The organism is Sorangium sp. So ce327 (assembly GCF_051530205.1).
GTDB classification, from domain to species: domain Bacteria; phylum Myxococcota_A; class Polyangia; order Polyangiales; family Polyangiaceae; genus Sorangium; species Sorangium cellulosum_B.
This window is the reverse complement of sequence record NZ_CP150330.1, coordinates 10,861,471-10,876,838: the sequence shown is the minus strand read 5'-3', so window position 1 is coordinate 10,876,838 and position 15,368 is coordinate 10,861,471. Positions and strand designations below refer to the sequence as shown.

14 protein-coding genes are annotated in these 15,368 nt (G+C 71.4%); 8 read left to right on the top strand and 6 right to left on the bottom strand.

Features of this window, described 5'->3' with window-relative positions:
* Positions 1 to 18: 18 nt before the first annotated feature.
* The 7 genes from WME95_RS40715 to WME95_RS40685 all read left to right on the top strand — a co-directional run bounded on the left by WME95_RS40715 (position 19) and on the right by WME95_RS40685 (position 8,704).
* On the top strand, positions 19 to 2,322 hold the full coding sequence (locus WME95_RS40715; RefSeq protein ID WP_437904649.1) for a methyltransferase: 2,304 nt from the start codon (positions 19 to 21) through the stop codon (positions 2,320 to 2,322).
* Positions 2,319 to 3,509 (top strand): cytochrome P450, encoded by a 1,191-nt coding sequence (locus WME95_RS40710; protein ID WP_437904648.1) that lies wholly within the window; start codon positions 2,319 to 2,321, stop codon positions 3,507 to 3,509. Before WME95_RS40715 ends, WME95_RS40710 begins: the two co-directional genes overlap by 4 nt.
* Entirely contained in the window at positions 3,506 to 4,651 is a 1,146-nt protein-coding gene (locus tag WME95_RS40705; protein ID WP_437904647.1) for a Gfo/Idh/MocA family oxidoreductase, read from the top strand. Before WME95_RS40710 ends, WME95_RS40705 begins: the two co-directional genes overlap by 4 nt.
* 30 nt (positions 4,652 to 4,681) lie before the next feature.
* Positions 4,682 to 5,413, top strand: a complete 732-nt coding sequence (locus tag WME95_RS40700) for a VOC family protein (RefSeq protein ID WP_437904646.1) — start codon at positions 4,682 to 4,684, stop codon at positions 5,411 to 5,413.
* Between the two features lie 36 nt (positions 5,414 to 5,449).
* Positions 5,450 to 7,066, top strand: a complete 1,617-nt coding sequence (locus WME95_RS40695) for a (2,3-dihydroxybenzoyl)adenylate synthase (protein ID WP_437904645.1) — start codon at positions 5,450 to 5,452, stop codon at positions 7,064 to 7,066.
* Between the two features lie 66 nt (positions 7,067 to 7,132).
* Positions 7,133 to 7,942 (top strand): thioesterase II family protein, encoded by an 810-nt coding sequence (locus WME95_RS40690; protein WP_437904644.1) that lies wholly within the window; start codon positions 7,133 to 7,135, stop codon positions 7,940 to 7,942.
* Between the two features lie 72 nt (positions 7,943 to 8,014).
* Positions 8,015 to 8,704, top strand: coding sequence for a tRNA-uridine aminocarboxypropyltransferase (locus tag WME95_RS40685; protein WP_437904643.1), 690 nt, complete (start codon positions 8,015 to 8,017; stop codon positions 8,702 to 8,704).
* A 25-nt stretch (positions 8,705 to 8,729) separates the two neighbouring features.
* Here WME95_RS40685 and WME95_RS40680 read toward each other — a convergent pair whose 3' ends face one another.
* The 4 genes from WME95_RS40680 to WME95_RS40665 all read right to left on the bottom strand — a co-directional run bounded on the left by WME95_RS40680 (position 8,730) and on the right by WME95_RS40665 (position 11,118).
* The gene (locus WME95_RS40680) at positions 8,730 to 9,590 is read right to left on the bottom strand and encodes a CAP domain-containing protein (protein ID WP_437904642.1); all 861 of its coding nucleotides are present in this window, start codon (positions 9,588 to 9,590) and stop codon (positions 8,730 to 8,732) included.
* A 75-nt stretch (positions 9,591 to 9,665) separates the two neighbouring features.
* Positions 9,666 to 10,133, bottom strand: a complete 468-nt coding sequence (locus tag WME95_RS40675; RefSeq protein ID WP_437904641.1) for a hypothetical protein — start codon at positions 10,131 to 10,133, stop codon at positions 9,666 to 9,668.
* A 48-nt stretch (positions 10,134 to 10,181) separates the two neighbouring features.
* On the bottom strand, positions 10,182 to 10,706 hold the full coding sequence (locus WME95_RS40670) for a hemerythrin domain-containing protein (protein ID WP_437545504.1): 525 nt from the start codon (positions 10,704 to 10,706) through the stop codon (positions 10,182 to 10,184).
* A gap of 184 nt (positions 10,707 to 10,890) precedes the next feature.
* Complete coding sequence (locus tag WME95_RS40665; protein ID WP_437904640.1) at positions 10,891 to 11,118, bottom strand: hypothetical protein; 228 nt, start codon at positions 11,116 to 11,118, stop codon at positions 10,891 to 10,893.
* Positions 11,119 to 11,399: 281 nt separating this feature from the next.
* Here WME95_RS40665 and WME95_RS40660 point away from each other — a divergent pair, with 281 nt between their 5' ends.
* Complete coding sequence (locus WME95_RS40660) at positions 11,400 to 12,683, top strand: hypothetical protein (protein WP_437904639.1); 1,284 nt, start codon at positions 11,400 to 11,402, stop codon at positions 12,681 to 12,683.
* A gap of 18 nt (positions 12,684 to 12,701) precedes the next feature.
* Here the strand turns inward: WME95_RS40660 and WME95_RS40655 are convergent, their stop codons facing one another.
* Positions 12,702 to 13,595 carry a class I SAM-dependent methyltransferase gene (locus WME95_RS40655; protein WP_437904638.1) on the bottom strand — a complete coding sequence of 298 codons (894 nt, stop codon included), beginning with the start codon at positions 13,593 to 13,595 and terminating at the stop codon, positions 12,702 to 12,704.
* A 140-nt stretch (positions 13,596 to 13,735) separates the two neighbouring features.
* Positions 13,736 to 15,289 (bottom strand): AAA family ATPase, encoded by a 1,554-nt coding sequence (locus WME95_RS40650; protein ID WP_437904637.1) that lies wholly within the window; start codon positions 15,287 to 15,289, stop codon positions 13,736 to 13,738.
* Positions 15,290 to 15,368: the final 79 nt, after the last annotated feature.

The window sequence follows — 15,368 nt, the reverse complement described above, 5'->3', positions numbered from 1 at the left end:
ACCACCCGAGGAGGTGCCATGACCGTGAGACAGATCATCGATGGGCTGGAGCGCCTCGGGAGCCGAGCGGCGCTGGTGTCGAGCGGGCGCGAGTGGGCCGGAGCAGAGGTGCTCGACGCGACGTACCGCGCTGTCACGGCGCTGCGCCAGCGCGGCGCCGTCGCGGGCCGCACGCTGAGCTGGAGCGCCGGAGACAGGCCTCAGGCCTTGCCGGTCCGGCTGGCCGCGATGCTGCTCGGCGCGCGGTTCTCCGCCGAGCAACCAGCGATCGACGGCGGCGATGTCCTGAGGATCACCGACGCTGACCTGTCCGCGCTCGACGGGGCAAGCGCCTGTGAGCCGCGCCTGGTGGACGACGCGCCCTTCTCCGTGGTTCGCGGATCGTTCGTGTGGTCGAGAGCGGTGTTCTGCGACTCGGTGGCTGCCCTGCGCGACGCGCTGGGCCCTTCGCCTGCGCGCACGGCGGTGCTCTCGCCGCTGGCCGGGTTCGGCGGGGATGCGGTGTTCGCGAGCTGGAGCGCGGGCGCCGCCGTCCACCATCACGTGGTGGACGCGAGCGCCGTCAGCCCGGCCAAGGCCCTTTCGTTCCTCGAGCGAGCGGCCCCGGACTGCGCGATCGTCTCAGCGACGCTGCTGCGCAGCCTCCTGGCCCACCCGGCGGTCGCGCTCGCCGACCTCGGGACCCTGCGGCGCATCGTGGTCGACGCCGGCGCAGGCGCCGGTGGAGTGCTGTCCGCCGAGTCCTCCGCGGCCGTGCGGCGCGTCTTCGGCGCAGAGCTCGTGGACAGGATCGCCGGTGAAGCCGGGCTCGTACCGGTGGAGCGCGAGCTGCGCAGAGCCGAGCAAGAAGCGGCGCGCATCGCGGAGCTCGTGATGAGCCATCCGGGCGTGGCGGCGGCGGCGGTGATCCCCTCCGACGGCGACGGCTGGGCCGTCTTTGCCGTCCCCGCGAAGCGTGCCAGCGACGATGCCGACGGGGACGCGAGCGGACAGCGCTTGATCGCCAAGGCGACCGCCGCGCTGGACGCCGAGCTCGCCGGGACCGACCTGAACCGGGCGATCGCGGCCGTGGAGCGGCTGGGACAGACAGCGCTGCTGTCGATGCTCAACGCGCTGGGCCGCAGCGGCCTGTTTACCGACACGGCCGCCGCCCACACCGTGGACGAGGTGCTCGCGCGGGCGCGGGTCGCCGCCGCGCATCGGCCCCTCATCCGTCGCTGGCTCAGGGTGCTCACGGAGCAGAAGCTGCTGCGCCGGGACGGAGATCGGCTGAGCGCCGTGGGCCCGGCCTGCGACTTCTCGGACGCCGCGCTGGCGCGCGCATGGGACGAGCTGAAGGGCGAGTGGCTGGCCACGGTCGGCGCGGCCGGCACGATCGACTACGCGGTCCGCAACGCCGACCGATTGCCCGACCTGATCTCCGGCGCGGTGCGGGCCGTCCACCTGTTGTTCCCGGAAGGGCGCACCGACCTCGCCAGGGCCTTGTATCGCGAGAGCATCGCCGCCCGGTACCAGCACCGCGCCGTCAGCCTCCTCGTGAGCAGGATTGCCAGGGAATGGCCCGGGCAGCGGCCGATCCGGCTGCTCGAGGTCGGCGCCGGCACGGGGGCGACCTCCGAGTCGCTCCTGCCGGAGCTCTCGGGCGCCGAGGTCGACTACCTCTACACCGACGTCTCCAGGTACTTCCTTGATCAGGCCGCCCCGCGGCTCGCCGGGCACCGGTGCGTGCGCTTCGGCCTCTACGACATCAACGTCGCGCCGAGAGACCAGGGCTTCGTCCCGAACTCGTTCGACGTGATCGTCGGCGGGGGCGTGCTCAACGCCGCGCGGAACACGGATGCCTCCCTCCGCTGGCTCAACGAGCTGCTCGGCCCCGGCGGCTGGCTCGTCCTGACCGAGCCCACGGTCGAAGAGTTCTGGGTCATGGCCTCCCAGGCCTTCATGCTGGACGACGCCAGCGACGGCAGGGCCGAGACGGAGTCGACGTTCCTCACGCTGCCTCAGTGGAACGCGGCGCTGGACGGCGCCGGCCTCCAGCGCGTCCTCGGGCTGCCCCGGGACGGCCACCCGCTGGAGCGGCTCGGCCATCGTGTGTTCGCGGCCCGGACCAAGATGGATCGGGCGCTGCTGACCTCGGAGCGCCTCTCCGAGCATCTCGGCGAGCGCATGGGCGCCTTCGCCAGCATCGAGATCGTGGATGAGCTGCCGCTCGCCGCAGGCGGCGCCCTCGACCGCGAGCGGCTGCGCGACTGGGCGGCGCGCCGCCGGCGCTTCGATTCCCGCCCGCTTTCCACGGCGGCATCACAAGGACGAACGCAATGACCACCGCGACGAATCCCCCCATCCAGTATCCGTTCAATCTCTTCGACGGCATCGCGCTCGCCTCTGCGTACTCCCGCGCTCAGCAGACGCCGGGGCTGCTCAAGGTCAAGCTGCCTTACGGCGAGCCGGCGTGGCTCGCGACCCGCTACGAGGACGTCCGCTTCGTGCTGTCCGACCGCCGGTTCAGCCGTGAGGAGGCCACGAAGCGCGCGGACGCCCCGAGGGCGCTCCCGCGCATCGCCGGCGGGATCGTCATGATGGACCCGCCCGAGCTGACCCGCATCCGCAACCTGGTCACCCAGGCGTTCACCAACCGGCGCGTGGAGCAGCTGCGCCCGCACGTCCGCGACCTCGCCAACGAGCTGATCGACAAGATGGTGGCCAAAGGCCCCCCTGCGGATCTCGTGCGGGACTACGCGCTGCCGATCCCGATGTCCGTGATCTGCGAGCTCCTGGGCGTTCCGGTGGCGGATCAGTCCAGGTTCAAGGAGTGGAACGACTCTCTGCTCTCGACCAACACGCAGACCGCGGAGCAGACGCAGCGGAACCTCGGCGAACTATCCCAGTACATCATGGGGCTGATCCGCCTGCGCCGGGCCGAGCCGGGCGACGACCTGATGAGCGCGCTCATCGAGGCGCACGACGTGAATGACCGCCTGAACGAGCGCGAGCTGGTCCAGCTCTGCATCGCCATCCTGATCGCGGGCTACGAGGCCACGTCCTCGCAGATCCCGAACTTCATCTACACGCTCCTGACCCATCAGGAGCAGCTGGCGCGCCTCAGGTCGGATCCTGGCCTCGTGGCGCAGGCGGTCGAGGAGCTGCTCCGTTTCGTGCCGCTCGCGTCCGCCGCGATGTTTCCGCACTACGCCGCCGAGGACGTCCAGGTGGGCGACACGCTGGTGCGCGCGGGTGAGCCCGTGTTTGCGTCGGTCGGCGCGGCCAACCACGACCCGCGCAAGTTCTCCGATCCACACCGGCTCGACCTCGATCGAGACGCGCGGGCGCACTTCGCGTTTGGCTGTGGGATGCATTATTGCATCGGCGCGTCGCTGGCCCGGGTCGAGCTCCAGGAAGCGTTGAGAGCGCTCGTGACCCGCTTGCCGGATCTGCGCCTCGACGCCGACGTCCAGTGGAAGACCGCGACGTTCTTCCGCGGGCCGCTCACGATGCAGGTGACCTGGTGAGCGCCGGCGGTGGCAAGAAGAAGCGCGTCGTCGTGGCCGGCACCGCCTTCGGGCGCATCTACCTCGATGCGGTCGCGTCGGCGCAGGAGTCATTCACGCTCGCCGGCGTGCTCGGGCGTGGCAGCGAGTTCTCCAGGAAGTGCGCCGAGCGCTACGGAGCGCCGCTTTACACCAGGGTGGAGGACATCCCCGGCGACATCGACATCGTCTGCGTGGTGGTGCGCTCGGGGGCGACCGGCGGCCCAGGCTCCGATCTGGCCAGGACGCTGCTCGAGCGCGGGATCCACGTCCTGCAGGAGCACCCCGTGCACGCCGCGGAGATCACCGCGTGCCTGAAGGCCGCGAAGCGGGGGGGCGCTGCGTACGCGGTCAACACGCTGTACCCGAACGTGCGCCCGATCCGGCAGTTCCTTGCGGCGGCCGAGTACATCAGGAAGCGCCAGCGCATCCAGTTCATCGACGCCGCTTGCAACAGCCAGGTCGCCTATCCGTTGCTCGACGTGATCGGCCGTGCTGCAGGCGACTTGCGCCCATGGTCGTTCTCCGAATGCGCGCCGCGAGGTGGCCGGCCGTCGCCGGTTGCGGACCAGCCGTTCCAGAGCCTGAGCGCGACCCTCGGCGGCGTGCCCGTGACGCTCCGCGTGCAGAACCAGGTCCACCCCGAGGATCCCGACAATCACTCCCTGCTCATGCACCGGATCTCGCTCGGATGCGACGCCGGCGTGCTGACCCTGGCCGACACCCACGGACCCGTCCTCTGGAATCCGCGCATGCACTCGCCGCGCGACCCGACCGGGCGCCTGATCATGAGCGGCCCCGGCACGGACCGCCTCGCCGTGGAGAGCACGTTGATCCTCGGCGACCAGCACACGCGCAGCTATCACGACGTGTTCGCGCGGACGTGGCCCGATGCTGTGGTCGTCGCCTTGCACGACCTGTGTTGCGACATCGCCGACCCGCCCCGCCGTATCCGCAGCGGCCAGTGGGCCCTGGGCGTGTCGCTCGCGTGGCGTGATCTGACGGAGCGGATCGGGATGCCCGAGCTCATCCGTCCGGAGACCCCGGAGCCGCTCCCTGTCGACGAGCTGCGTGCGGCGGCGCGCGCTGCGGCCTTCGATGCAGCCGGGAGCGGCGCGCGTTGATCGAGCGCCTGGCGCTCGGGAGAACTGAACATGGCGACTTCTTGCAGCCACGTCTTGGTATGGGTGCGCGACATTCATCAAGCCGTGCGTGATTACAGAGAGCTCGGGTTCAAGGTGGACTACGCGACACCCGAGCGAAAAGCCCAGCACGCGCACATCTGGTTCACGGAAGGCCCCATCGTCGAGCTGCTCACGACGCCGCGCAGCGCGCGGTGGTTCAAGTGGCCGATCGAGCTGATGGCCGGGCGCGGCTCGGGCAAGCGGATGATCCGCTGGTCCGAGCATGGTGAGGGCTTCTGCGACGTGGCGGTCGTGGTGGACACGCACGCTCTCGACCGTGAGCTCGTCGCGCTGCGGGAGGCAGGGGTCCCCGTCGGCAGGGCCATCGGGTGGCGGCGGACGAAGCCCGATGGCCAGGAGATCCGCTTCAAGTTTGCCTACCCGGCGAACGATCGTCTCCCGTTCATCGTGACCCCCTACGATCCGCCTCAACATCCGAGAGAGAACCGCCATCCGAACGGGGCCAGGAGGCTCAGCCGGGTGCGCATGGGTGTCCGCGCCGAGCATCGAGAGGCGGTGCGCCGGATCATCGGCGACGACCCCACCTTCGCGCTCGAGCCCGCCGAGGTGACGGGGGTTCGCGCCATCGAGATCGCCGGCCTGACCGCCGATCTCGACCCGACCCTCCTGCACGGCGCGGCCGTGCTGCCCGCCCGCCCGAACGCTGACCCGGGCCGCGCGCATCGAAGCGCAGGACAGTGAGCGCCGACGAACGTCGGTGAAAGCGAGGGAGCTCCCATGTTGAGTGGATGTGTCGATTGGCCCGCTGAGTTCGTGGATCGTTATCGGGAAGCGGGGTACTGGCGAGGCGAGCGCCTGGGCGAGATGCTGCGCACGCGGGCCCGAGCGACGCCGGCGCGCGTGGCCGTCGTCGACGGAGCGCGTCGCTGGACGTACCAGGAGCTCGACGAGCGCGCGGATCGCATGGCCGCGGGGCTGCGCCGGCTCGGCATCGCGCAGGAGCAGCGCGTCCTGGTTCAGCTGCCCAACATCGCCGAGTTTCTGCCCCTGTGCTTCGCGCTGTTCCGGATCGGGGCCATCCCGGTGCTGGCGCTGCCGGCGCATCGAGAGACCGAGATCGTGCATCTGGCAGAGCTCTCCCAGTCGGTCGCCTACGTGATCGCCGACCTGCATGTCGGCTTCGATTACCGGGCCCTCGCCCGTTCGGTATGCAAGCGGGTGGCGAGCCTCCGGCATGTCCTCGTGGTGGGCGACGCAGAGGAGTTCGTGCCGCTCTCCGAGGTGGACGCGCCGCCGGAGATCCTGGCCGGGCCGGACGCGCGCGATGTCGCCCTGCTCTTGCTGTCGGGCGGCACGACCGGCGCTCCCAAGCTGATCCCACGTACCCACGACGACTATGTTTGCAACGTCCGCCTCAGCGCCGATGTGACAGGCCTGGACACGAGCACCCGGTACCTGGTGAGCCTCCCCATCGCGCACAACTTCGCCCTGGGGTGCCCGGGCGCCCTCGGCACCCTCTACGCCGGCGGCACCGTGGTGTTCTGCAAGGACCCGAGCCCCGAGGCGGCGTTTCGGCTGATCGAGCAGGAGAAGATCACCGTGACCGCCCTCATCCCGCCGCTCGTCCTGCTGTGGCTCGAGGCGGCGGAGTGGGTGCAGGCCGATCTGAGCAGCTTGAAGTGGATCCAGGCGGGAGGCGCTCGCCTCAAGGCCGAGACGGCGGCGCGCGTACGGCCCGTCCTTGGCTGCGGGCTGCAGCAGGTCTACGGCATGGCGGAAGGGCTGCTCAACTTCACGCGGCTCGACGACCCCGAGTCCGCCGTGATCGACACGCAAGGCCGCCCGATGGCCGAGGACGACGAGGTGAGGATCGTCGACGCCTCGGATGTCGAGGTGGCGGACGGCGAGGTCGGCGAGCTTCAGGTCCGAGGCCCCTACACAATCCGCGGATATTATCGCGCGGAGGAGTACAATCGCCGGGCGTTCACCGCCGACGGCTTCTACCGGAGCGGGGATCTGGTGCGTCGGCTCCCCGGCGGGCATCTGGTGGTGGAAGGCCGGAGCAAGGACGTGATCAACCGGGGAGGGGAGAAGGTCCCGGTCGAGGAGCTCGAGAACTACCTCATGGCTCACCCGGCGATCCGTGACGTCGCCATCGTCGGCGTCCCGGACGCCACGATGGGAGAGCGCACCTGTGCCTGCATCATCGCGCGCGGCGAAGCGCCCACGCTCGCCGAGGTGAACGCCTATCTCAGCCGCCTGGGGGTGGCTGCGTTCAAGCTGCCCGATCGTTTGAAGGTCCTGGAGAGCTTTCCGCAGACGAGCGTGGGCAAGGTCAACAAGCGGGCCCTGGTGAAGCAGGTCTGTGGCGCCTCGCCGGCGATGCCCATGTAGTGGACCGCTTAGCCTCGGTTCAGATGCCGATCGTTCCTCGATACATCAACACCGACCCGAGTAGCCATGAGCAGTTCTACACGAAGTCTGCGCCGCCTCTTGAGCGCGCCTGCACCGTCCAGCCCGCACCTGATCGTGTGCCCCTTCGGTGGTGGGAGCCATAGCGCCTTCCGCAGCTGGAAGGCGCTGTCGCAGGTGGACGTCTCGGCGTCCCTCGTGACCTACCCGGGGCGCGACCATCGTCTGCACGAGCCCGGCATGCGGAGCGTTCAGCACAGCGCGTCCGAGCTGGCGCACGAGCTGTGCGCGGAGCCACCCAGCGGCCAGTGGCTTCTGATAGGCCACAGCGTGGGGGCGCAGATCGCGTTCGAAGCCTGCCGATTGCTCGAGCAGTGGGGCCGGGCGCCAGCCGGCCTCGTCCTGTCCGCTTGCCACGCTCCCCATCTGATCCCACGCCGCATGCTCAGCCCGCTCGATGACGACGGGTTCGTCGAGGAGCTGATCCGCCTGGGAGGGTGTCCCGCGGAATTCCGCACCGACGTGCAGCTCAGAGAGGTGTTCCTGCCGATGCTGCGCGGCGATTTCCTCGCCTCGGAGAGCTACCGCCTTTCGCTGGACCGCTGTACCAAGCGTCTCCGGACGCCGACCCTCTTGCTCCACGGATCGGCCGACGACGAGGCCCGTCTGGACGAAGTGGAGGCGTGGAAGCACTGGTTGGAAGGGAGGGTCGAGCTGCGCGTGATGGCTGGCGATCACTTCTACATCACGCAGGATCCAGGGGCGTTCGTCTCGGAGGTGCTACGCGTGTTCCGGCTCCCTTCCAGGTCGACGGCTCCCCTCGGACAGGCGCAGATGCCCTGGAGCTATTTCCCCTGAGATCCCACTGTCCGGTGCGGGGCCGTTTGACCGGAACGGCCGGCGCGTGGGAGAACGCCCGGCCCGGACGCGATGACGTTCCTCCCGCTGCAGCCGCCCGATCTGCCCCCCATCCGCGCGCGCGGGACGCCGCGCTGCCGCGGCTGCGGCTTGCCGCAGGCGATGTGCCTCTGCGGCGCGCTGCCCCGGCTCTCCGTGCGCACGCGCGTCGTGCTGCTCACCCACCGGATCGAGCGCACGAGGAGCACCAACACGGGCCGGCTCGTCGCGCGCCTGCTCGAGGGCGCGGAGGTGCGCGTGCGCGGCGAGATCGCGCCGCAGCCGCGCCCGCCGCTGCCGGAGGGGCGCCGGCTCGTGCTCTTCCCGTCGCCCGAGGCGCGCGCCCTCACGCCCGACGACGCGCGCGGCGAGCCGGTGGTGCTGCTCGTTCCTGACGGCAACTGGAACCAGGCGCGCCGTGCGGTCCACCGGGACGCCGACGCGCGCGGCGCCGAGCCGGTCACGCTGCCCGAGGGCGCGCCGAGCCGCTACGGCTTGCGCCGCGCGCCGCACGAGGGCGCCCTGTCGACGCTGGAGGCCGTCGCGCGCGCGCTCGGCCTGATCGAGGGCGCGGCCATCGAGCGGCGCATGATGGAGGCGTTCGACGTGTGGGTGCACCGCGCGACGCGCGTGCGGCTCACCGGCAAGCTCGAGGAGGGCGCGGCGGTCCTGGGAGAAGATGAATCCGCCGGTGCCCGCGGGGGCACGGCGCCCTACGGATGAGGTCCGTGAGCGCTCGCCGCGCCCGTCACCGGAAGTTCTGCACCGCCCAGACGCTGCCGTCCGGGAAGGTGTGGAACCCGCAAGCCACCTTCGTGAAGCGGGTGCTGCTCATGTTGATGTAGTGGCCGTGCTTCTCGAAATCCTCGCCCGGCCCCTCGTCCCACATGACCTGCAAACAGTCGGTGATCATCGATTCTGGTGGGCCTCCCCACCCGGGGCACTCGTTCTGGGCGCTCTCCTTGCAAAGGCCGAACGCGCCGTGAAACTCGCCGGTGTTCCCGTCGGACTCGGCCTCTTCATCGGAGCACGACTCCGCCTCGACCCAGCGCGCGAGGGGCGGCAAGTTGAGCGTGGCGCGGTGCTGGTTGATCGTATCGACGCACAGCTGCGCCGCGCCGGTGGCGCCGCCCGAGCCGCCTGCGCCGCTCCCGGAACCCTCGCCGCTCGAGCCCCCGGTGCCGGCCGTGGTCGAGGCCGTGGCCGAGCCCCCAGCGCCCTGCGCGGAGGAGCCGCCGGCGCCCGCCGTGGCCGAGCCCCCAGCGCCGCCGGTGCCCTGCGCAGCCGAGCCGCCGGCGCCCTCGGCCGACGAGCCGCCTGCGCCTACCGTGGCCGAGCCACCGGTGCCCTGGGCAGACGAGCCGCCGGCGCCCCCGGTCGTCGCAGTGGACGAGCCGCCGGTGCCCGCCGTGGTCGAGCCGCCGCTGCTGGTGCTCGGCCCGCTGCCTGAGTCTCCCGGCTGGATCACGGCGCCGGCGCCGCTCGACGGCCCGCCGCCTTCGCCATCGAGCGACCCGTCGCCCACCTCACCGACGCAGCCCGACAGCACAGCACCGATGAACGTCGCGGCGAGCGCGACGGCGCATGAAGGAGTCCGAGTGTTAAGCATCCGTCGAGTCTATGCGGCATTCGACGCATGCTCAACATCGACCGATCCTGCTTCACTTTTGCATGCTTGATCGGTTCAGGCTCGATTGGCGGGCTTCCCGCGTGTCTGTGCGGAGAGAAGCGCGCGTGTCGCATGAATGTGTGTTCGTTTGCTTCGAATTCCACTCGTGCGAGACAGGACAGCCAGCGCACCGCGACCGGCCTTCGGATGTCGCGCCCGCGGGCCGGCGGCCCGTGGAAACTTGAACGCTCGCCGGGCCCTGGCCTCGTCTTCCGAAGGCGGAGGCGCGCGGCGCTTCCGCTGGAGATAGACGATCGTCGCGCCGGCGAGCGCGTTCGCGACCATGAGCGAGTTCGTCGCCACGAACACCCAGCTCTCGAGCATCCAGCTGTAGAGGACGAACCCGATCGACGCGGCCAGCTGGCCGACGAAGAGCCACTTGGAGATGCCCTGGCTCGTCTTGCTCCTCCACTGCTTGTAGACCTGATTGCCGATCGTCAGCACGAGGATGCCAGAGCTGATCCAGCCGATCGCGTCTTTCATGTCTCACCGCCGGACGGCCGCTCGACCTCTCTGCTCGATCAAGCCTCGTCAGGCCCGGGCCGCGCCGTTCGCGTGGCTCTCGTGGATCACGTGGCTCGCCTGGTCCGCGGACGTCTTCTTGTAGCCCGCCGGCAGGAGCGTCTCGTAGCCCTCGGCCAGCCGCTGCTCGAACTCCGCCTTCATCGACCTGCCGAGCTCGCTGAGGCGCTTCTCGTCCACGGCCTTCTCGACCGCCGGGAAGAGCTCCTTCTCCTCCTCCTCGACGTGGTGCTGGATGAGCTCCTTCAGCGTCGTCACGCGCGCCTTGAACGAGACATCCTCCGGGGAGGTGGAGAGCAGCCGCTTCAGCGCGAGCTCGGCGATGGCGTGCTCCTCGAAGCTCTCGAGGATCACGTCCTCCTTGATCTGCTGCACCGCGGGATAGAACGTCTCCTGCTCGATCGCCATGTGCGCGGCGAGCTCGTTGGCGAGCTCGGCGAGCACGAGCGCCGGATCCGACCTGCCGCTCTCGAGCTGCTTGAAGAGGGACTCCACCTTGCGATGCTGCTTCTCGAGCAATGACGTCGCTTTCATCTTCCTTCCTCCATGGTGCGCCGCGCCTCGGCGCGGCCGGGGTCGTTCGGGGTTCATCGCCGGCCGGGGCGATCTCGCGCGCGAGGCGCTCCGGCCAGCCTTGCTCACGGTTCGAGGCGCAGCGAGGGGCGAGCGTCCGGGCTCGCCCCTCGCCACGCGAACGGCCCGAGATCGCTCGGGGCCGCTAGTCGGTCTTGTCCTCGATCTTGTCCCCCGCCTTCTCGGCGGCGTCGCCCGTCGACTCCGCGGCGTCCTTCGCCTCGTCCTTGACGTCGCGCGCGGCGTCGTCCACGGCCTCGCCCGCCTTCTCGGCCGGTCCCTCCGGCTGAGGCTTGCTGCCTCCGCAACCGATCACACCGACGCAACCGATGACCATGCTGCCCAGGAGCAGCGATCGAATCCCTGTTTTCACGGTATCTTGTCCTCCGCGCTCGACCATGTCAGCAATGCCCGGGCCAAACCGCGCCGAGCGCCCGCGCGTGCTCCTCGCCACCACTCCCTCGGATCCGAGATCGCGCCCCTGAGACACATCGCCTCGACCGTGGCGTCCTGCGACGCGCAATGGCCGCCCCGCCCAGGATCCGGGAGGAGGGCGCTCGTGGCGCAGGGGCAGGGGAGGCCCCGCGCCGCGACGCGGGCGCCTCCGCTTGGCCTCCGCGGCGATCGGAGCAAGACTCCGCCCGGAACCGCGACATGACCCACGACTTCGCCAGCGCGCTCAGCGCCATCTTCACGGGCGAGCGAGCCCGCCTGCTGCACGTGATCGTGCCGGCACACGTCCACGGCCACACGCTGGCGCTGCTGCGGGCGCTCGGTGAAGCAGGCCCGGCGCCCCGTCCCGTCTGGGTCCTGGCCGATCCGGTCTACGGGCCCAGCCGCGGCTGGGCGGCCCGAGAGCGCTCGCTGTCGCGCGAGCTCGGCGCCCCGGCGGCGCTCGCGACGCCCGAGGACGGCCCGCTGCGCGAGCCGCTCGACACCTTCGCCAGCGCCCTCGCGGCGCACGTCGCCGCCGGCGCCCCGGACGGGACCGCGGTCGTCGTGCTGGCGCCGCAGCACATCGACGACCCGCGCGCCTATGCCCGCGACCTCTTCTGGCTAGCGCATTGCCCCGACCTCGCGCTCGTGCGCTGGGTCCTCGTCGACCCTGTCCACTCGAGCGTCGGCGATCTGCTCGCGCGCCTCGGCGAGGGCGCTTCCCGCGTCGTGTGGCCGGAGGCCGACGGCGCGGCCATCGCCGAGCTCGAGCGCGTGATCACCGATCTCTCGGCGCGCGGGCGGCGCCTCCCCGCCGATCTGGAGGTGCGCATCGCCGCCGAGTCGCCCCTCCGCGCGCCGGAGCTGCTCCCCGCGCGGCGCCTCCTGCACGAGGCGGACACGTGTTTTCACGCGGGGCGGCACGCCGAGGCCGCGCAGCTCCAGCAGCAAGCCGAGGAGATGCTGGCGAGCCGGGGGCTGGGCGAGGAGGCCGTCCACATCGCCATGCAGCGCGCGCGCTCGCTGATCGCGGCGGGCGTCGTCGAGGAGGGGCATCGGGTGTTCGTCGCCGCGCTGAAGGAGGCGGAGCGGCGCGGCCTGTTCGCGATCGTGCCCGAGGCCTACGCCTCGCTCGGCAGCCTGCACAGCAAGCAGCGCCGCTTCCTGGACGCGTCGGAGGCGTACGCGCGCGCGGGGGAGCTCGCGAACCGCCGCGGGAGCCACGAGTTCGCGGCGGACATGCACCGCTGCTCCGGCCACGCGGCGCTCAACGCCGACATGCCGGACGCCGCGGCGATGGCGTGGCGGCGGGCGTTCGAGCTGCTCGGCTCCGTGGCCCCGACGGTCGGCGCGCTGGAGAAGCCCCAGCAGATCGTCGTGCTCGGGCTCTCCCTTGCCGACGTCTTCGAGGAGCACGGCAACCTCCCGGCCGCGCGCGGGCTGCGGGGGCACGCCGAGGCCATCGAGACCCGCCACCCGCGGCGCGCCGCGACGTGGAGCTGAGGCGCGGCGCCGGCCGGGTCAGGCCGGCGGGCGAGCGGGCGGCGGGGCAGCGCCCGGGCCGGGCCGCTCGGCGACGAGGAGCCGCGTGTTCCTGGCCGGGTTGGACGGCGCGAACGGGGCGCCGAGCTGCCGTGCCCAGTCCGCTGCGCCCGTGTCGCGCAGCGCTCGGAACCCGGCCCGCTCGACCTCCGCGAGCATCACCTCGCGCCGGCGCAGGCCGATGAGCGGCTCGCTCCAGAGCCACGTGAGCAGGCGCAAGATGCGCTGCGCCCGGCGCGGTTCGGGGGGTTCCATGTAGTACACGAGGAGGAAGCTGCCCGGCGCCGAGGCGTCGGCGAGCGCCCGCAGCGTCGACCGCAGCGCCTCGTCCGACAGGTACATCACCACCCCCTCCCAGACCCACGCGGTCGGCTCGTCGGATCGATGGCCTGCCGCCGAGAGGCACGCGGCGAGCGCGTCGCGCTCGAAGTTGACGGGCACGTAGGTCAGCTGCTCCACGAGCGGCGGCAGCCCCGCCGCCTTGCGCCGCTTGAAGGCCTGCGTCGCCGGGTGATCGATCTCGAAGAACCGGGTCGTCGAGAGCGCCTTCATCCGGAAAGCGCGCGTGTCGAGCCCCGCCCCCAGGCTCGCGACCTGGCGGCACCCGAGCGCCACCGCGCGCTCGAGCTCGATGTCGATGGCCATCACGCGCAGCGGGACCGCGGAGAGCCGGCCGAGGGCGCGCGCGCGCTTCGCGGGGTCCAGGCCCCGGAGCCGGCGCGCGAACAGCGCCAGGGCGGCGCTCCACCCGCGCGACAAGAGCCGGTGGACGACCGGATCCTCGAAGCCCGGGACATCGGTCAGGCCCTGGTCCGCGAGCGCCCGGATGAGGGCGACGATGGATGCCGTCTGGCTGGGGCGACGCTCACGCATGCCTCGTGCATAGCCTCCGGCGGCGGGCTTTCAACGCGCGAGGCCCTGGGCAGCCCGACCCGGCAGCTCCGAGCGGCGCCGTCGCCGTCCCGGCCGGACACGGGGTGGAGCGGCTGGGCGGTCATCACGCCGGCGCGGCCTCAACACCCCACGAGGCGGACCGTCTTTCCCCCGTGCGCCACCTCGCGCACGAACAGCTTCTCTGCCCACGATCGCTCCTTGCGCAGGTCGAACATCACGAGCCACCCCTCGGCGAGCCCTGCGTGCTCCAGGTACCGCGCCACCTGATCGAGCGCCTCGGCCTCGGCCTCGGTGTCGCGGCGGACCTTCACCTCGATGGCGTGGCGCTCCTCGCGCCAGCAGATCATCAGGTCGAGCGCCCCGCGCCCGAGCCCGTACTCGCGCTCCACCCGTCCACCGCCGGTCACGACCCGCTGCAAGAAGGCCATCAGCATCAGGTGCGGCCCGGCCTCGCGGTAGCCGAACCCCTCGGCGGCGAGGTGGCCGTCCTTGCGCCAGAACGCTTGCCAGTCGATGAAGAGCTTGCCCATGTCGAGCGAGCCGTCCGGGTGCACGTAAGCGGCGGGCTCGGCCGGGATCTGCGCCTGGCGAATGAAGGTGAGCGCGCGAGGGACGACCTCGCGGTAAATGGGGTTTGCGATCTCGAAGCGCCCGCCGTGGAGCCGGATCAGGCCCAGGCCGAGGACGTAGAAGAAATCGTCGTCGAGCACGTCGCTGTCCGTCAGCGTGCCGGCCAGCATGGGATCGAGCACGCGCCGCACCCGGGGCTCGCGCAGCCGGGCGATGAGCGAGTCGATGTGCGACCGGCGCTCCAGGATGAGCGTCTCCTTGGCCGCGTCGACGTGGGTTGTCGTGATCGGGACGGCGCGGTCCTCCACGTCGCGGCGGACGATCTGGTCGGCCATCGCGCTGGTCAGCCACGGGTGGCCCTGTCCCAGCTCCCAGATCCGCCGCACCGCCTCGGGCTCGAAGCGCTGTCCGGTCGCGGCGGTGTGCTGCGCGAGCAGCTCGGCGACCTCGGCCTCGGTGAAGGGGCCGAGCGTCGTCGCCTCGGCGGTGATGTTGAACGGCGACGTCGTGCCCAGCCACGCGACCGCGCGCCGCTCCTCCAGGGCGAGCGCGTAGTCGCGCACCTGGCGCTGGCCGATGAGGGCCAGGCTGGAGGGGAACGGGATCCGGCTCCGGTCGAGGTAGCCCTGCCGGAGCTGGGTCAGGAACGAGACCATCGCCGCCCCCACGAGCCCGTCCGCCTCGTCGAAGAGCAGGACCAGCGGCCTGTCGCTGCGCGCGGCGAGATCGCGCAGGTAGCGCAGGATGAAGGTGCTCGCGGGATCGACGCGGCGGACGTCGTCCGCGGGGCGGCCGAGGTCGGGCAGGTCGCGGTCGATCGCGGTGTCGAGCGCGTAGAGGACGGCCTCGAAGGCCTTCGCCGGATCGGGCTCTTCGCGGGCGATCTGGACGTCGACCCAGACCGCGCCGAGGTCGCCTTTGCGGTTCAGGTGCTCGACGAGCCAGCGGGCGCTGGTGGTCTTGCCCGTCTGGCGGCCGGCGTGCAGCGTGAAGTACCTGCGTTCCTCGATCGCATCGAGCACCGGCCCGAGCCGGCGCTCGGGCGGCAGCATGTAGTGCTCGCCGGGGATGCAGGGGCCAGCGATGTTGAACGAGAGCTTCACGGGCAAAAGCTACCACGCGAGGGGCGGCCCCGCGGTCAGGCCGCGAGGCCGAATCGCCTCCGGTCGAGCCGCCGCCCTC